Genomic DNA, 16,935 nt, shown 5'->3' with positions numbered 1-16,935 from the left:
CACCTGCTTGATATCGACGATCTCGCGGAAAACGTCCAGCCGAATTGCCCTGTCGAGTCTTACGGTCAGGCGGGATAGAGCAAGAACGGCCCGCGTCTTTCGCGAAAATCCGACTCCTCGACCGACCAGAGTTTCCGGAGATCTTCCAGTTCATCGAGACCCGGATTCGACTCGATCAATTGCCGTTCCCGGTCCGAGCCGAAGAGCAAGTCGATGGCGATCGGATCGCTCACGAACTCGTAGGGCTCGCGTCGCCAGTCGAAACGAACTGGATCCTGGCGACGGACCCCGGCCAGCATCGCGGTGTAGAACCAGACGGGCGCAAAGCTCGAAGGATCGGTGACATGGGGCTGGACGCCGAAGCAGGTCTGGCCCGAGTGCTTGTGGAAGGTCGGCCGGAAGGAGCAAGGCCGCAAGAGGACCCCGGAGGTCCAAGGGGCCGGTCGGGCGAGCGGGTCGGGGTCGATCCAGGGGGCACCCCAGAGCTCGAACGGCCGGGTCGTCCCGCGTCCTTCCGAGAGATTGGTCCCTTCCACCAGGCATCCGCCGGGGTAGACCAGGGCGGTGTCCGGGGTCGGCATGTTGGGGGAAGGCAAGACCCAGGGCAGCCCCGTCTCGCCCCAGAGCATCCCTCGTGACCACCCCCGGCAAGCGATGACCGAGAGGTCGATGTCGATCGACAATTCCTCGCGGAACATCAGGGCCAGTTCGCCGACCGTCATCCCGTGACGGATCGGAGTCGGGTGGACTCCGACGAAACTCTCGAAACCGAGCCGGACGGTCGGCCCTTCGATCGCCAGCCCGCCAATCGGGTTGGGCCGATCCAGGACGAAGAACCTGATCCCAGCCCGGGAGGCCGCCGTCATCGCGTAGAGCATCGTCGCGGCAAACGTATAGTAGCGACTCCCGACGTCCTGAACGTCGAAGATCAGGGCGTCCAAACCTTCCAGTTGTTCCGGGGTCGGCGTCAGGCTTTCGACCGTCGGGCCATAGAGCGTATGGACCGGGATGCCCGCCCGCGAGTCGACGCCGGATGCGACGCCGATCATGTCCTGGGCCTCGGCCCTGATCCCGTGCTCGGGGCCGAAGAGGGCCGCCAGCGTGACTTCGGGGGCATCCCGCAGGAGATCAACGGCGTGGCGGAGTCGGTGGTCGCCCGAGGTCGGGTTGGCGATCAGCCCCACCCGGAGTCCCCGGAGCGCCGCGAATCCCTCCCCGACCCAGCGGTCCAGGCCGGTTTCCACGCGAGGAATCATGGGCTTCATAATAGGAGGGCCTGCCGGGCCAGGACCAGCGCCCCTTCGACGGGGTCCGGCACGGGAGTCGCCAGGACCTCGTATCCCTGCTCGATCAGCCGGTGGATCAGGACTCGCGAGACCGGCTTGCTATTCAAGAGGAAGCTGCCTGCCATCGCCAGCGGGAGCGGTCCCGAGGCGATCCCCAACTTGACGGCCACCGCTCGGACGGTCCGGGCCAGTTCGACGCCGGCCGGTTCGAGGATGTCGGTGAAGATCGAGGGATCTTCGGCGAGGGTCTCGACCACTATCGGGGCCAGGGCCGCCACCTTGGTCCGGTCGACCCCCTCCCGGTAGACCGCCGAGACCAGCTCTTCGGTCCCTCCGATCCCCAGCCCTCGGCAGAGCCGGGCCGCCAGGGGGTCTCCGTTGGCGGGGGTGGCCGCCCGGCCATCGGCCCGCTGGGCCACCCGGCGAAGTCCCGCCAGGGCCACGGCGTATCCACTCCCCTCGTCGCCGATCATCGGCCCCCAACCGCCCGCCCGATCGGTCCGGCCGTCGGACGCCCGGCCCACCGCGATCGAGCCGGTCCCGGCGATTACGCCGACTCCCCAACCTTCGGGTGTCCCTGCCGCGACCACCAACGCCCCGTCATTCACCAGGACGAGCCGACGCGCCCAGCTCGAACCGCTTGCCCAATCGTCGAGCCACCGGCGATCCTCGGGACGGTCGAATCCCGCCAGGCCCAGGCAGGAGATTTCGACCGGGCCGATTTCGAGCCCGGCATCTTCGAAGGCTAGCTTGATCGAGCGGTCCAGGCCGTCTCGGGCCGCCTCGTCGCCGATCGCCTTGATATTCGACGGTCCGGCCTTGCCCCGGCCCAGGACCCGACCCTCGGCATCGGCCAGCCAGGCCGTCGTCGAAGTCCCACCACCATCCACCCCGAGCAATCGAGGCCCGCTCATTCGGAGATCTCCCCCGTCGCTTCCCGGACCGCGTCGCGGACCAGCCCCGCGTTCCGCTCCAGCAGTTCGGCCGCCCGGTCGGGTTCTACCCCCGCCATCGCGGCCACCAAGGCACGCTTCAAGATACCCGACGATCGCGAAAGGAGGTCGGCGGCCTCATCGTCTCCGACCCCGGCCAGTTCCCGGAGGATTCTCCGGGATCGGAGCCGGAGCTTCTCGTTGGTGGGCCGGAGGTCGACCATCCGGTTTCCCAGAGTCTTCCCGATCCGGACCATCGCGCCGGTGGTCAGCATGTTCAGGACCAGCTTGGTCGCCGTCCCCCCCTTGAGCCGGGTCGACCCGGCCAGGACCTCGGGCCCGACCAGCGGGGCGATCTCCAAATCGACCAGTCCCCCGAGCAGACTCGGCCGGTTGCAGGCCAGGCTCACGGTGAACGCCCCGAGGGCCTTCGCCTCCTCGACCGCTCCCAGGACATAGGGAGTTCGGCCCGAGGTCGCGATCCCGACAACCAGGTCCACCGGCCCCACGTTGGCCAGGCGGATTTCTTCACGGCCGCGCTCTCGATCGTCCTCGGCCCCTTCGACCGCCGTGGTCAGGGCGGTCGCCCCGCCCGCGATCAGGCCGACGACCATCGACGGTTCCGATCCGAACGTGGGCGGGCATTCCGAGGCGTCGAGAACCCCCAGACGCCCCGAGGTCCCGGCTCCCACATAAATCAATCGCCCGCCCCGACGGAAACGCTCGGCAACCTCGTCGATCGCCCGGGCGATCGCGGCCGATTCGGCGCGGACGGCCTCGACCGCGATCGAGTCCTCGGCATTCATCAAGGCCACGATCTCGGCGGCCGAGAGTCGGTCCAGGGCCTTCGAATCCGGGTTGATGGCTTCGGTCAGCAGGTGGTCTTCGAGCGGCATACCCGTAACGATCCAGGGCCTCGGGGAGTCATCGCGAATCGGCGAGGGCTCATCCCTCGGACCCTTCGCGGACGTTGTATTCCAGCTTCCATCGGCGGTCGTCCCTCGTGCTGTTGCACCAGAGTTCCAGGGTACCGACCTCGGTGACGTGGGCGTGCAGTCGGACCGGGACGGTGTCACCTTCCTCGGCCCCGTCCTCGGTGACGAGGGCGGTTTCCAGCGGGGCGAGTTCCTGGAGGTCTTCGGGCAACCAACGATCGAGGATCGCGCCGGGGGCGTCCTCGCGACGGGTGGTCGAACCCAGGAACCGGAACTCGGCGGGCTCCCCGACCACCAATCCGAACTCGGGGCCGGGGACGTCGGCCTCGGTCCCTTCCTCCATCCCCATCTTGACCACGCAGAGGGCCTTGATCGGCGGGCGGACGCCCGGGACGGCGGGGGCGGAGGTCTCGACCCCCACGTAATAGGCCCGGGGGACTCCCCCCCGAATCCGGATCCCCTGGCCTCGACGGACCAGGCCGTAATAGGCCGCGCCCAGGGCCACGGCGAGATCGAGATCCTCGGTCTCCAAACTCGGGACCGGGCTTCCCCCCCAGTCGGAGAGGACCTGGACCACGCGATTCCGCAGCTCGTCGGCCTTGAAGACACCGCCGTTGAAGAGCACGGCCGAAGGCCTCACCGAGGATCCTTCGGTGTGGAGCGAACCGGCCTGACGACCCAGGAACCGGGCCAGGTGGCGAGTGATGGCCGGGTCGGAGGCATAGGGCAGGCCGATCTCGGTGAGGCCGACCCTCCGGCCACGGTTGGGGGCGTCGGTCGGTGCGCAGGGGGGGAAGAAGCCATCGAGGAGGGCCGAATGGAGCGTCTCTCTCGTCAACTCGGTCTTGATCGAGCCTCCGATCACCTTCGAGCCCCGGCCGAGGACGGCCACCGGGGCCGATGACTTCCCCGGATTGGCGAACAGGGTCTCCTTGGCGGCCCGACAGGCATGGCCGAGGGCCACCCGCTGGACCGGGTCGAGCCCGTCCATCCCGTTGGGCAGGGTGGCCCCGACGGCGTGGGCCAGGGCCAAGTCCATGTTGTCGCCACCGAGGAGGATATGCTCCCCGACGGCCAGGCGGGTCAGGGCCAGGTCGCCCCCCTGGTCGGTCACGGCGATCAGGGTGAAGTCGGTCGTCCCTCCGCCGACGTCGCAGACCAGGAGGAGATCGCCGACCTTGACCCGCTTCCGCCACTGGTCCCCCTGGGCCGCGATCCAGGCATAGAACGCGGCCTGGGGCTCCTCCAGGAGCGTGACGTTCTGGAGCCCGGCGGCCCGGGCGGCCTCGACTGTCAGTTCTCGGGCCGCGGCGTCGAACGAGGCCGGGACGGTCAGATAAACGTCCTGGTTCTCCAGGCGGTCGGCGGCCTTGCTCGCAATCGAGTGATTCCAGGCGTCCCGGAGGTGGGTCAGGTAGGCCGTCGAGGCGTCGAGGGGAGAGATCCGGGTCACATCCTCGGCGCCCGCCCAGGGGAGGATCGCCCCTTTCCGGTCGACCCCGGCATGCGAGAGCCAGCTCTTGGCCGAGCTGACCAGCCGACCCGGGACCTTCGCCCCGTGGTCGCGCGCGAAAGTCCCCACGACCCGGTCCTCGGAGGAACTCCAGGGAAGCCCCAACGCCCCGCTCGCGAACTCCTTCGCCGAAGGAAGGTAGAGGAAGGAGGGGAGCACCGGCCGATCCCCCACGTCGCCGGTACCGACCACCTGAGGGATCGGCATCGACTTGATCTGCGGAGGAGCCTCGGGATCCTCCCCGGGCTCGGCATAGGCCAGCGAGGAGTTGGTCGTTCCCAGGTCGATGCCGACGACAAAGCGGGACATGGGCGGTCACCTCGCGGGTCCGAGGACTTCAGCGGATCTCAACCTCGGCGGGGGCCAGGACCGACGAATCGTCCCGGGCTCCCGGGAGCGCGGGGAGGTGGACCTCCTCGACCCGCCAGCCGTGATGCTTCAGGACGCCCCGGAACGGAGGCGAGCCCTGGACGTTCCCCGTCAGGCGGATCGACGCGGGGTCGAAGTCCGGGGCGATCGTGACCTCCGACTCCTCCTCACCCGGCAGGATCGGCGTGACGGTCACGTAATCCCGGAGCGCCTTGCGGCAACCTCGGTGAATATCACGGACGGCGGCCCCGATCTGGGCATCCGTGTAGGGGTCGATGTCTTCTTGGAGGAAATCGACCAACCGGCCGTCCCGCTGGAGGACCGCCAGGACCCGGAGGTCCGGCCCGGTCGGGGCCTTCTGGAACAAACCCTCCGCCCGACTGGCGAAAAGCGGGTCGGTCCAGATCTTCCAGAGCGCCTGGCAACCCAGAAGGAAACGATTCAACGTCAATCTCCCCAGTCACCAGAATGAGCCAGTTTGCCGATCCAACTCGATCAGCTCTGCTCCCGGCATCAATCCTAGTGTAACTTGCCGACGGGGCCTTGGGAACGAGTCACGGCCGATCGGACAGGATCGCGAGATCGCGAGTCGATCTTCGACCGGCGAGGGCCGTGCCAATCGGACCCTTGCGTGGCATAATGAGATCGGGAAAATTCGGAGAACGGGAATTGCTCGGTCCCCATCGGTTGGGACCCCCCTGGAAGGATCGTCGTCATGCCCTGGTTCGTGCGCAGCGTAATGGCCGTGCTGGCTGGCTGCTTCGCCGCGTTCTTCCATATCAAGGCGATCGAGTCGCTGGGACTCTTGATCTATCCGCGACCCGACGGGCTCGACCCGGCCCGGCCCGAGACCATCGTGGCTTACCTGAAGGTGATCCCGACGGGCGCGATGTTGATGGTCTTGCTCGCCTGGGATCTGGGGACGTTCGCGGGCTCGTGGCTGACCGCTCGATTAGCCCACGAGCCGAAAAGGAACCACGGCCTGGTGGTCGGGACCTTGTTCCTGTTCGCCGCCTGGGCGAACCTGGCCAGTCTCCCGCATCCCACGTGGTTCTGGGCGGCGAGCCTTTCGACGATTCCCCTCATGTCGTTCTTGGGGGCGACGGTGGGCTCCCGAAAAACTCGACCTTTGCCGGTTCCGGCCCCGGTCGGAGGATTGGATTCATGAAACTTGGATTTGTCACGGCCGTCTTGCCGGAATTATCGCTGGATCAGGTATTCGAATTCGCCGCCGAGGCCGGCTATTCGAGCCTGGAGGTCATGTGCTGGCCTCCGGGCAAGGCCGAGCGACGCTACTCGGGCGTGACGCACCTGGACGTCCTGGCGCTGGATCAGGCTGCGATCGGTCATGTCCAGGGCCTGATCGAGAAACACGGCGTGCAGATCTCGGGGTTGGGTTATTACCCGAACCCCCTCTCCTCGGATCGAGCCGAGTCCGACCTGGCGGCCGGTCATCTCCTCAAGGTCATCGATGCGGCGGCCGTGCTCGGGATCGGCGTCGTGAATTCGTTCGTCGGCCGCGATCCCTCGCTCTCGGTCGAAGCGAACTGGCCCCGGTTCCTCGAAGTCTGGCGCCCGATCGTCCAGCATGCCGAGGACCGAGGGGTCCGGATCGGGATCGAGAATTGCCCGATGCTCTTCACCGCCGACGAGTGGCCCGGCGGCAAGAACCTGGCGACCACCCCGGCCATCTGGCGCAAGATGTTCCAGGACATCCCGAGCCCGAGCTTCGGCCTGAACTACGACCCGTCGCACTTCATCTGGCAGCAGATCGACCCGATCGCCCCCTTGTTCGAGTTCCGCGATCGCCTGGTCCACGTCCACGCCAAGGACGCGAGGATCGACCGCCGGGCGCTCGACGATCATGGGGTCCTGTCTTATCCCAAACTCTGGCACACGCCCAAGTTGCCCGGCCTGGGAGACCTCCGATGGGGGGCGTTCCTGGGCGCCCTGGCCGAGGTCGGCTACGAGGGTCACGTCGCCGTCGAGGTCGAGGACCGGGCCTTCGAGGGCTCGATCGAGCGTCGGAAGGAGTCTCTGATCATCAGCCATCGACACCTGATCCAGTATCTCTCCGGCTGAGGTCTCGTTGGATCGCCATTGCCGAGCGTGAGAGCCCGCGTCCTCCCCACCTCAAGAGACGAAGACGGATGCCGACCCCGACCGGCGAGGCCGAATCGCCCGCCCCCGTTCTCTCGATCCTGATCCCCGTCTACAACGAGGCCGGGAACGTCGTCGAGCTCCACCGGGAACTCGACGAGGTCCTCCGCGATCTCGGCCCGAGGTACGAGGTGATTTTCGTCGATGATGGATCGGTGGACGGGACCGCCGGGCGACTTGCCGAGATCCAGGATTCCGACCCCGACCACGTCCGGGTGGCCTGTCTCCGGCGGAATTGCGGGCAGACCGCCGCCCTCTCGGCGGCCCTGGACCTCTCCCGAGGCTCGATCCTCATCCCGATGGACGGCGATCGGCAGAACGACCCGGCCGACATTCCTCGCCTCCTGAGCAAGCTCGAAGAAGGATACGACGTCGTCTCGGGCTGGCGGAGGAAGCGGCACGATACCCTGCTCACCCGCAAGATCCCATCGAAGATCGCCAATCGCCTCGTCGCGAGGATTTCCCGGGTCGAGCTCCACGATTTCGGCTGCACCATGAAGGCCTATCGTCGGCGAGTCCTCGAAGGGGTCCGGCTCTACGGAGAGATGCACCGGTTCATCCCGATCTTCGCCTCCTGGCAAGGAGCCAAGGTCGTCGAACTGGAGGTCAACCACCGGGCGAGGACCGCCGGCAAGACCAAGTACGGCCTGGGCCGGACCTTCAACGTCGTGCTCGACCTGATATTGATCCGCTTCTTCCAGCGATACGCCCAGCGTCCGATCCATCTGTTCGGTCGGATCGGGCTCATCTCGATCCTGCTGAGCTTCCTCAGTTTCGCGGGCATGCTTTACTTCAAATACCTGCACAATTCATTCACGGGATTCGACCCGAAGACCTTCGTCGAGACGCCCTTGCCCCTGCTGGCTGTGATGTTCTTCCTGGGTGGGGTCCAGGCCATCTTGATGGGGGTCCTGGCCGAGATGATCATGCGGACCTATTACGAGTCGCAGTCCAAGACGACTTATCTGCTGGGCGAGGTCCGTCGGCCGACGCCCCCTCCCGGGCCGGCGAAGGAGTAGCCGCGGCCACTAGCCCGCTATAGCCATCCTGCTTAACCGCTCGATGGGCGTGAAATCAATCGGCTTGCAAAGCATCAGCTCGGGGACTAGTTTTCGGACTTCGGCCAACTGGTCCTGATCCACCGAGGCGGAACAGATCGCGACCATGATGCCCGGATGGTGGAGGCGGACTTCTCGCAAGATGGTCTCGCCGCCGCCGTCGGGCAGGTTCAGATCCAGGATGATGAGCCGGGGCCTGCGGGCGAGGCCGGTTAAGCCCTCGGCTACCGTCGAGGCGACGATTACCTCCCAGCCTCGACGACTGAAGAGAATCTTGAGGGCATGCCTGGTCGATTCATCGTCATCGACGACCAGGAGTCGTGGACGGTCCATGATGGGGGGCCTCCCGGCAGAGTTTCTTGATACGTCTTCTGGACCAGCAGTGCAAGCCCCGCGCCGAACCAGTTAGATTTCGCCGGTTGGAACCAAAAAGTCTATTGACTCTCCTGTTTACATGCATCGTGCGGTTTATGGGCGAATTCCCAGGGATCCGGATCGGGACAGCGAGCTTCGGGAATTCGGAGGATAAATCGGCTCCCCAGTCCCGCTGGGCTTTCGGCGACCAGAGTGCCGCCGGAGGCTCGGGCGATCCTCTGTGCCACCGACAGCCCGAGCCCGAACCCCGCCGTGCCATTTCGTTTCGGCGAGGTCGCCCGGTAAAAATGCTCGAAGATCCTCGGGAGATCCTCGGGAGCGATCCCCGGCCCCCGATCCTCCACCGAGAGGGCGATGAAGCCTGAGTCGCGCCAGATCCGGACCTGGGCGGGGGAATGGGATCGGCCATGCTCACGGGCATTGTCCAGGAGATTATCCAGGACCTGAGCCAGGAGTTCGGGATGGGCCCGGATGGGGTAGGGGCCATCGGTCGGCTGCTCGAAGTCGGGTCGGTCGGGGCATCCCATTGCGCATCGACGATCGAGCTGCTCGGCAACCCAGGGGGCGAGATCGAACCTGTCGAGAGCCGGCGATCCGGCCTCGGCATCGGCTCGGGAGAGGAACAGGAGGGCCTCCACGATCCGCCGGAGGTGGTCCGACTGATCGCGGACCAGCGTCAGAACTCGTCGATATTCATCGACGGAACGTTCTCGACGGAGCGCCACGTCGAGCTGGCCGATCACCGCAGTCAAGGGCGTCCGGAGTTGGTGCGAGGCGTCCCCGGTGAATCGTCGCTGGCGTTCGAGGGCCTCGTGTCGCCGGTCGAGCAGCCCGTTGAAGGCGTGGGCCAGGTCTTCCAGCTCATCGCCGGTCGGGCTGACGGGAAGTCGAATCGAGGGGTCATCGGCCCCGAGTTCGCGCGACGCCCCGGCCATCCTGGTGAGCGGGGCCAGCGCCCTCCGGCAGAGGCGGCGGCCCACCAGGGCGGTGCAAGCCCAGACCCCCGCCGAGAGGCCGAGCAGCGTCAGGGCCAGGTTGCGTAAGGTCGACTCGACCGGATCGAGCCGGAGCCCCGCCACCAGGACGATGGCCGGGAGGTGACCGGGGTCCTCGTTCGATGCCGGAGGTTTCGACGATTCCAGCCGGCGGCTGACGACTCGCCACGGTCTTCCCCGGGCGTCGATCCTCCTCGAACCCGGCCGATCCAGCGGGTCGGACTCCCTGAGGTTCGGAGATCGATCCAGAAACCGACCTCGATGATCGAACGCGGCCCATCGGACCTGATCGCTCCCGGAGTCCTGCCCGTGGATTACCCGACGGTCGTGCGATTCCCACTCCAGGCCGCCGGGCTCCACCTCGACCAGGGTGGTGATGGTGGCCAGGGTGGCTTCGAGCTGATTGTCGACCGATCGATGGAGCTGGACCGAGGCCAGCAGGTAGAGCGCGGTCGAGAATCCGACCAGGATCAGGCCCACGGCCCCCAAGAATGCCGCCGAGAGTCGCGAGACGAGCGTCATGACGTCCCCGATTCCGGCCCGACCGTCGGCTCGCCGAAGAGATAACCTCGCCCTCGGAGGGTCTGGATGATCCGGGGCCCTCGGGCTTCGAGTTTGCGCCTCAACTCCATGACGTGGACTTCCAGGGTATTCGAGGTCCCGTCATACCTCTCATCCCAGACGTGTTCGTAAATCCGGGTCCGGGAGAGGACCTCGTTGGGGTGGCGGAGGAAGAAGACCAGGAGGGATTGCTCCTTGGCGGTCAGGTCGAGGGGGCTCCCGGCCCGCTCGGCCCTGTGGGTGGTCAGGTCGACCCGGACGTCGCCGAAGGTCATGACCGTCCCCGATCCATTCCGAGGGCGACGGACCAGGGCCCGGACCCTGGCCAGGAGCTCTTCGAAGGCAAACGGCTTTCCGAGATAATCGTCGGCCCCGGCATCGAGGCCCCGGACCCGGTCGCTCACGGCGTCCCGGGCGGTCAGGAAAAGCACCGGGACATCGGCACCCGAGGCTCGGAGCCGGCGAAGGACCGTCAGGCCGCTCGGCTCGGGGATCGACCAGTCCAGAAGGACCAGGTCCCAGTCGGCGGTCGAGAGCTGGTGGTCGGCCGACTCTCCGTCGGGGGCATGCTCGACCGTGAACCCTTCCTCGCGGAGTCCCCGCACCAGGAAGTCGGCAATCTCGGCCTCGTCTTCGACCACCAGGATTCGAATACCCATGAATTTTCCCGTCGAGGGCTTCCCGGACGAGCAGCGTTCTCGATGGTTCTACCCGATAGTCAGGTGGATCGGCCGGGTGTTCGATTATCCCTCAGGCTTCTCTTTCTCGTCGTTGTCGTCTTTATCCTTCTTCTTCCCGACCTTACCCTTCTCCTCGTCGTTGTCTTTATCCTTCTTCCCGGCTTCGTCGTCATCGTCTTCGTCGTCATCATCGAGGATTTTGCCGTTCGGGGCCATGACGACCTCGAATGGTTTCTTCCCTTTGACTTCGAAGACCAGCTCGTAGACGACGGTGTCGTCCTCGTCGGTGACTTCCTCGACCTTGTTGATTTTCGCTCCCGGGAACTTCGATTTGGCGACCTTCAGGACGGCCCGGGGAAGGTCCTCGACCTCGATCTCCTTCTCGGTTTCCTCGATCTCCCCTTCTTCATCGAGGAGGATGTCGATCGACTTGCCGTCGAGCATCATCTCGACCTCGAAGATCGTCTCTCCGTCTTCTTCCTCCTTCGAGGCCCCGACAATCTTGGCCTCGGGATAGGCCTTTTTAACCGCCTTGGCGACGGCCTTGGGTAGATCCTCGACCTTGATCTTGTCGTCGGCACGGGCCTCGCCGAGGAGGCCCGCCAATACTATCGGGGTGAGAATTCGGATCGTTCGCATGACGATTTCCTTCTGGAGAGGGGGGTGAAGCACGAACGGGACTGTAGCACCCGACCATGAGCTGGCGATGAGGCCGGGATAAGTTCCCCCTTATCAAGTCACGGTCCCGTGACCCGCCCCAGCCCGAACTGATCCCCGGCTCGGACGGGCCGGCCCCCCTCGAAGTCGATCTCGACCATCTTTTCGCTCATCACGGGGTTGCCCTTCTCGTCGGACAGGGTGGCCACGATTTCCCGGGTCTTCACGTCGATCACCTCGCCGGTGGAGGGGTAGGCATACTGCCCGTCCAGGGTGAACGTGACCCAGCCCGGCTCGTCGCGGACCGGGAGGCTGGCCAACTGCTTCGGAGGCATCACGGTCGCGTCGAAGATGTGGATTTTCTTGTTGTGCCCGTCGACGACCCAGAGTTCCTTCTCGTCCGGGGTCAGGCCGATCCCGTGGCTCGGGCAGCCATGCCGCTTGACCGGCCCGGCTTCATACCCCTCGACCTCGACCCGGTGGAGTTTCCGTCCGCTGGCCAGGTCGCCGACCTCGAAACCCAGGAGCCCGTTCACGTTCACGAAGCAGAGCGTCTGCCGACCATTCACCGTGAACGGGCGGATCGGGGCCGAGAACGGGCCGACCTCGCGCCCGGTCTCGTGCTTCGAGGTGTCGGCCACCGTCAGCATCGGCGACCTCAGCCCGGCCAGGTAGACGTGCGAACCGTCGAGCCCGTAGACCGTGTTGTGCGATCCCGACTTCGGGGTGATCTTCGCCAGGACCGAGCCGTCGAGGGCTTCCACGACGTTCCAGTGATCCTTCTCGAACGAAGGGACGTAGATCGTCTTGCCATCGGGAGCGATCGCCATCCGGTCACACCCCCCCTCGTACGAACGCTCCCAGAGGATCTTGCGGGTCACCAGGTCGAGGCACGTCATCGTCTGGGTCGTGACCACGTAGATCCGGCCGGTCTCCTCGCTGGCACAGACCCCTTTGACGTTGTCGGGGTGGCCATCGGCCCGGAGGCCCGCCGTCGGGATCCGCTCGATGAGCTTGTGCCCGTGGTCGATGTCGAAGACCAGCAGTCCGTGCCCGCCATACTCCAGATAGTCACGGATGCCCGGCTCGGCGACGTAGAGCCTCCGACCATCCCCCGCCTCCAGGATCGATGTCGATACGACGAGCACGAAAAGGGCCACCCAGACCCGACGGATCAACCCGGCAAGCTCGATCACGGCAATTCTCCTTCCTCGATTCTCGATGCCTCGCGACCTCGATCGAACCTATCCCAACCCATGGCCCCCGACAACGCTCCACCCCCGATCGGATCGTGTCCGACATTTGTCGAGTAGGCCCTTGCGTCCGGGAGATGTCTCGTTTACACTTGTCCGAGAACGTCGGGTTGCGTCGGGCAGGCTTGCTTGATGGCCGGACGGTTCGGGCTCGGACCTGGGGAGGGATCGAGATGGTCGGCAACGATTTGAGTCGGTTGCGACGAAGGGTAGGATTCGGCCTCACGACGTTGATCGCGGCCGGGATGGCCTGGGCGGCGACTCCCGGGCTTCCGGTCTTGTGGGCTCCCCGGGCGAGCGCCGAAGAGAAGGCGAAGGGGATGGAGCTGTTCGAGCACGAGTGGACGCCCCACGACCCGATCGCGAAGGGGGACGGTCTCGGACCTGTCTTCAATGGCCGGTCGTGCGTGGCCTGCCACTTCCAGGGCGGCGTCGGCGGGGGCGGCAATAACCAGCACAACGTCGTCTCGTTCGAGCTGATGCCCACCCGGGAGCGGCCCCTGCTGAAGGGGGGCCTGATCCACGCCTTCGCGGTCGAGAACAAGTTCACGGAGAAGCTCGGCACGCTCCGGACGATGTATCCGATCATCCCCGGTTGCGTGAAGTTGGAGGGGAATTGCCAGGTCCTGATCCACGACTTCGACCCGATCCGGACCGAGAGCGTCAATTCCACCGCCCTCTTCGGCGCGGGCTGGGTCGACCGGATCTCGGGCAAGACGATCTATCAGCACGGCCTGAGGAAGTCGGTCGCCAAGATCGGCCAGGAGCTGACCGGCGAGTTCGGCGGAGTCATGCCGGGTCGACCGCGAGTCCTGGCCGATGGCCGGGTCGGCAAGTTCGGCTGGAAGGCGCAGTTCGCCACGCTCGAAGAGTTCGTCGCCGCCGCGTGCGCCAACGAGATCGGGCTGGGGAACCCCCGGATGGAACAGGCCCGACCGATCGGCCACGACTATCCGGACATGGAGGCCGACCTAGACAGGACCCAGTTCCGCCAGCTCGTCGCGTTCGTCGACACGCTCCCCCGCCCGACCTTGATCGAGCCCTCGGACCCGACGGAGTCCCGGATTGCGAAGGGAGGGGAGGCCTCGTTCGCGAAGGTTGGGTGTGCCTCATGCCACACCCCCGAGATGAGCGGAGTCGAGGGGGTCTACAGCGACTTCCTGCTCCACCGGCTGGACGATCTCGAGAATCGCGGATCGGGATATCAGACCGTCTCGACGCCGGAAGTCCCGTTGCCCCACGCTTTCCCGCTCCCCGAGGAGTGGAAGACCCCGCCTCTCTGGGGCGTGGCCGATTCGGCCCCTTACTTCCACGACGGCGGCTCGGCAACCCTGGAGGCCGCGATTGCCCGTCACCACGGCGATGCCCAGGCGGTCCTCGACCTTTACAGGTCGCTCCCCGGTGACGAGAAGGCGGCGATCGTCGCGTTCCTCAAGACGCTCAAGGCCCCGGTCGAGGCCAAGCCCGCCGACCTTCCGCCCTCGCGAACGATCGCCTCGGCCCGATGAATCGCCGAAGGGGAGCGAAGCCGGTCCAGCACCGGCTTCCTCTCCCCGGCCGAACTCAATGCGAGACCGATTCGGCGTGCTCAGTCGCCGCTTTCCAGGCCTTTTCCAGGGCATCAAAGAAGGCTGCGCCCTCGATCTGAGGTTCGATGTTGATCCTCATCCGGGGGCCGTCCTTTTCCATCACCTCAATATGATAGACCCCGAAATCCTGCGTGTGGAATGAGCCCAGTCCATTATAAGCCTGCTCGTAGGCCTCATCGTTCTTGATTTCCGACACGTCGGTCAGCTCAAATCGCGTTTCCCGCCCTTCCTTGAGATAGATGATCGACCGGTTCGTCAGGAGGGCGAATTCTGGGTCGGAGTTGGAGCGACCGGCGTTGTAGCAGGCGATGATCTTCTCGCCATCGAGCGGGATCTCCGACTGTTCGACCAGGTCGTAATCCTCGCGATCCATCTCGTTGACCATCTTGGCCCCGCGACTCGATTCGTGGATGACCGAGGTAATCGAGACGGAGTTCGTCGTCGTCCAGAAGATGGACGCGATGGCTATCCCGACGAGAACCAGAATGATCGGAACATACCCCAGGATCAGGCCCGCTTTGGCCATCGATCGGCCCCCGATGAGGCCCTTCGATTCCCGGATCTGGCCCATCGAAGCATGTCCCGTGGCGATCCCGACGATCGAGCCGAGGAAGGGGAGCGCGGTCACCCCGAGGATCGAGAAGACCAGGCTGACGACGGCCAGAGAACTGGTCGGCGGGATCGCGCCGGGATCCGTGTAATGGGCCTTCTCCGGAGGGACCTCGAATTCCTGGTCATAGGCGTGATTCATGCGAATGTCCCGAATGTGATGCGAGCCGACGGACGATGAGAGTCGTTCGTCGGCGATCGCGACATATTACGGGAGTTTGCGGCGGATTTCGCTGCCCTGTTCAGGCGGCCCCGACCCGCCTGGGGACGGATCGGGCATCCTCGGCGGCATCGCCGGCTTCTTCGTGGTACTGGGCGTCGGTGTTGACCTTCCAGGTGTCGAATTGCCCGAGACCGAGGATGTTTCGCGCGGCCAGCAGCGCGGTCATCATCGAATGATCCTGGTTGTTGTACTTGTGCATCCCGTTCCGACCGGCCAATTCGAGATTACCCAGTTTCTTCAGCCAGCCCCGAATCACATGGAGGTGGTCCTGGTAGGCATCATCGTAGACCGGGTAGGCTTTGGGCATCCGGACGACGCAACCGTCGATCACGTCGGCGGATCGGGCCAGGCCCATCGTCTCGACCTCGCGACGTGCCAGCGCGATCAGGTCGGCGTCGGACTTGTTCCAGAGGTCGTCCCCTTCGAAGCAGAAGTATTCCAGCCCGAGACTACTCTTGGACTGGTCGGGGACGAGGTCGGGGGACCAGTTCTTGAAGTTCTGGATCCGGCCGACGCGGACGTCGGGCTCGTGGATGTAGATCCAGTTATCCGGGAAGGTTTCGGGCCGGTCCAGGATCAGGACGACGGTCAAGAAGTCGCGATAGCGGAGCGACTCGGCCGCCTCGATCACCTCGATGGGCGCGGGCGGGTCCATGGCCCGGATCAGTTCCCGGATCGGCAGGGTGGATAGGAAATGCTTGCCGTAATAGCGCGTGGTCTTGAGGGCCGAGTCGATCGTCAGGAACGATTGGACCGCCGATCCGTCGTGCTCGATCCGGGCGACCCGGCGGTCGTGGTGGACGGCATTGCCTCCCGCCCGGACCTTGTCGCGAGCGGCCTCCCACATCTGGCCGGGGCCGAGACGGGGATACTGGAAGCTATCGATCAAGGTCTTGATGACCTCGCCCTTGCCTCGGGCCCTTCCGCCGAAGAGGGCGTTGAGGACGGTCTTGGTCAGGTCGAGCCCCTTGATTCGCTGGGCCGCCCAGTCGGCCGAGATCTCCTTGGTGGACATTCCCCAGACCTTCTCGGTGTAGGTCTTGAAGAACATCTCGAAGAGGAGCCGGCCGAATCGATTGACGATCCAGTCCTCGAAGCTCCGCTCGGGGCTGATCGGCTTGAGGCGGGCCATCGCGTAGCTGGTCATGATTCGCGCTGCGCGGATCGGCCCGAGCTTGGCGAAGGCGTCCAGCGGCTTGAGCGGATAGTGGAAGAACCGGCGATTATAATAAATCCGGCTCAGGCGTCGGCGGGTCACGAACTGGTCGCCCAGGATCTCGCGCCAGAGTTGGTTGACCTCATCGCTCTTGGAGAAGAAGCGATGGCCCCCGATGTCGAATCGGTAGCCCTTGTACTGGTCGGTCCGGCTGATCCCCCCGACGAGGTGGGCTTCGGCTTCCAGGACGACGCAAGAGCCACCATTCCGGGTCAGCTCATAGGCGGCCGTGAGCCCGGCGGGGCCCGCGCCCGCGATGACCGTGTCATGCGAGGCCACCACGGCGATTTCGCCGGGTTGTTCGACCCGGGTCCATCGGTGAGGGGGCAAGCCGGGGCGAACGCGATCGGGTCGAGCTTGAGGCGAATCGGTGCCCATCCGGGCCCTCCCTGGCGTATGGCGGCACACTCCGGCGGCCGGTCGCACTGGCACCCACGACGCATCTATCCTTGATGTCGGTTCGAGGGGCCGGCGAGTTGTGGCATATTTGGCCGATCCGGTCAAGCTCGGCGGGCGGGTCGAGC

At 65.5% G+C, this 16,935-nt stretch carries 16 protein-coding genes; 4 read left to right on the top strand and 12 right to left on the bottom strand.

The features are described from left to right. Window positions 1-65 precede the first annotated feature (65 nt). From P12x_RS08445 to P12x_RS08425, 5 genes are read right to left on the bottom strand one after another with little or no spacing between them, the layout of a single operon-like run. Window positions 66-1,256, bottom strand: coding sequence for an exo-beta-N-acetylmuramidase NamZ family protein (locus P12x_RS08445; RefSeq protein WP_435010421.1), 1,191 nt, complete (start codon window positions 1,254-1,256; stop codon window positions 66-68). Between the two features lie 5 nt (window positions 1,257-1,261). Beyond that, window positions 1,262-2,200, bottom strand: coding sequence for an N-acetylglucosamine kinase (locus tag P12x_RS08440; RefSeq protein ID WP_435010420.1), 939 nt, complete (start codon window positions 2,198-2,200; stop codon window positions 1,262-1,264). Next, window positions 2,197-3,114 (bottom strand): N-acetylmuramic acid 6-phosphate etherase, encoded by a 918-nt coding sequence (gene murQ, locus P12x_RS08435; RefSeq protein WP_435010419.1) that lies wholly within the window; start codon window positions 3,112-3,114, stop codon window positions 2,197-2,199. The genes P12x_RS08440 and murQ overlap by 4 nt, the downstream gene beginning before the upstream one ends. A gap of 49 nt (window positions 3,115-3,163) precedes the next feature. After that, on the bottom strand, window positions 3,164-4,975 hold the full coding sequence (locus tag P12x_RS08430; protein ID WP_435010418.1) for an Hsp70 family protein: 1,812 nt from the start codon (window positions 4,973-4,975) through the stop codon (window positions 3,164-3,166). A 28-nt stretch (window positions 4,976-5,003) separates the two neighbouring features. Further along, a complete protein-coding gene (locus tag P12x_RS08425; protein WP_435010417.1) occupies window positions 5,004-5,480 on the bottom strand; it encodes a DUF2760 domain-containing protein in 477 nt (158 codons plus the stop codon). Between the two features lie 270 nt (window positions 5,481-5,750). Here P12x_RS08425 and P12x_RS08420 point away from each other — a divergent pair, with 270 nt between their 5' ends. The 3 genes from P12x_RS08420 (at window position 5,751) to P12x_RS08410 (ending at window position 8,214) form a co-directional block, all read left to right on the top strand. Next, window positions 5,751-6,203 (top strand): hypothetical protein, encoded by a 453-nt coding sequence (locus P12x_RS08420; protein WP_435010416.1) that lies wholly within the window; start codon window positions 5,751-5,753, stop codon window positions 6,201-6,203. Further along, window positions 6,200-7,117: a sugar phosphate isomerase/epimerase family protein gene (locus P12x_RS08415; RefSeq protein WP_435010415.1), complete on the top strand. Its 918-nt coding sequence runs from the start codon at window positions 6,200-6,202 to the stop codon at window positions 7,115-7,117. Before P12x_RS08420 ends, P12x_RS08415 begins: the two co-directional genes overlap by 4 nt. 68 nt (window positions 7,118-7,185) lie before the next feature. Further along, window positions 7,186-8,214 carry a glycosyltransferase family 2 protein gene (locus tag P12x_RS08410; protein ID WP_435010414.1) on the top strand — a complete coding sequence of 343 codons (1,029 nt, stop codon included), beginning with the start codon at window positions 7,186-7,188 and terminating at the stop codon, window positions 8,212-8,214. Between the two features lie 9 nt (window positions 8,215-8,223). Here the strand turns inward: P12x_RS08410 and P12x_RS08405 are convergent, their stop codons facing one another. From P12x_RS08405 to P12x_RS08385, 5 genes are all read right to left on the bottom strand, one after another. Continuing rightward, complete coding sequence (locus P12x_RS08405; protein WP_435010413.1) at window positions 8,224-8,586, bottom strand: response regulator; 363 nt, start codon at window positions 8,584-8,586, stop codon at window positions 8,224-8,226. A gap of 101 nt (window positions 8,587-8,687) precedes the next feature. After that, window positions 8,688-10,145 (bottom strand): ATP-binding protein, encoded by a 1,458-nt coding sequence (locus P12x_RS08400; RefSeq protein WP_435010412.1) that lies wholly within the window; start codon window positions 10,143-10,145, stop codon window positions 8,688-8,690. Then, window positions 10,142-10,843 carry a response regulator transcription factor gene (locus tag P12x_RS08395; RefSeq protein ID WP_435010411.1) on the bottom strand — a complete coding sequence of 234 codons (702 nt, stop codon included), beginning with the start codon at window positions 10,841-10,843 and terminating at the stop codon, window positions 10,142-10,144. Before P12x_RS08395 ends, P12x_RS08400 begins: the two co-directional genes overlap by 4 nt. Before the next feature lie 84 nt (window positions 10,844-10,927). Beyond that, window positions 10,928-11,503 carry a PepSY-like domain-containing protein gene (locus P12x_RS08390; RefSeq protein WP_435010410.1) on the bottom strand — a complete coding sequence of 192 codons (576 nt, stop codon included), beginning with the start codon at window positions 11,501-11,503 and terminating at the stop codon, window positions 10,928-10,930. A gap of 98 nt (window positions 11,504-11,601) precedes the next feature. Next, window positions 11,602-12,681 carry a YncE family protein gene (locus P12x_RS08385; RefSeq protein ID WP_435011654.1) on the bottom strand — a complete coding sequence of 360 codons (1,080 nt, stop codon included), beginning with the start codon at window positions 12,679-12,681 and terminating at the stop codon, window positions 11,602-11,604. A 266-nt stretch (window positions 12,682-12,947) separates the two neighbouring features. On the opposite strand from P12x_RS08385, the gene P12x_RS08380 reads away from it, so the two are divergent. Then, window positions 12,948-14,282 (top strand): di-heme oxidoredictase family protein, encoded by a 1,335-nt coding sequence (locus P12x_RS08380; RefSeq protein WP_435010409.1) that lies wholly within the window; start codon window positions 12,948-12,950, stop codon window positions 14,280-14,282. 55 nt (window positions 14,283-14,337) lie between these two features. Here P12x_RS08380 and P12x_RS08375 read toward each other — a convergent pair whose 3' ends face one another. Further along, entirely contained in the window at window positions 14,338-15,114 is a 777-nt protein-coding gene (locus P12x_RS08375) for a DUF4190 domain-containing protein (protein WP_435010408.1), read from the bottom strand. 100 nt (window positions 15,115-15,214) lie between these two features. After that, entirely contained in the window at window positions 15,215-16,789 is a 1,575-nt protein-coding gene (locus P12x_RS08370) for an NAD(P)/FAD-dependent oxidoreductase (protein ID WP_435010407.1), read from the bottom strand. Window positions 16,790-16,935 lie beyond the last annotated feature (146 nt).

Origin of the sequence: Tundrisphaera lichenicola, assembly GCF_051175385.1 — a bacterium.
Taxonomy (GTDB): Bacteria; Planctomycetota; Planctomycetia; order Isosphaerales; family Isosphaeraceae; genus Tundrisphaera; species Tundrisphaera lichenicola.
Note: the sequence above shows the minus strand (reverse complement) of the source record. Positions and strands in the feature narration are given on the sequence as shown.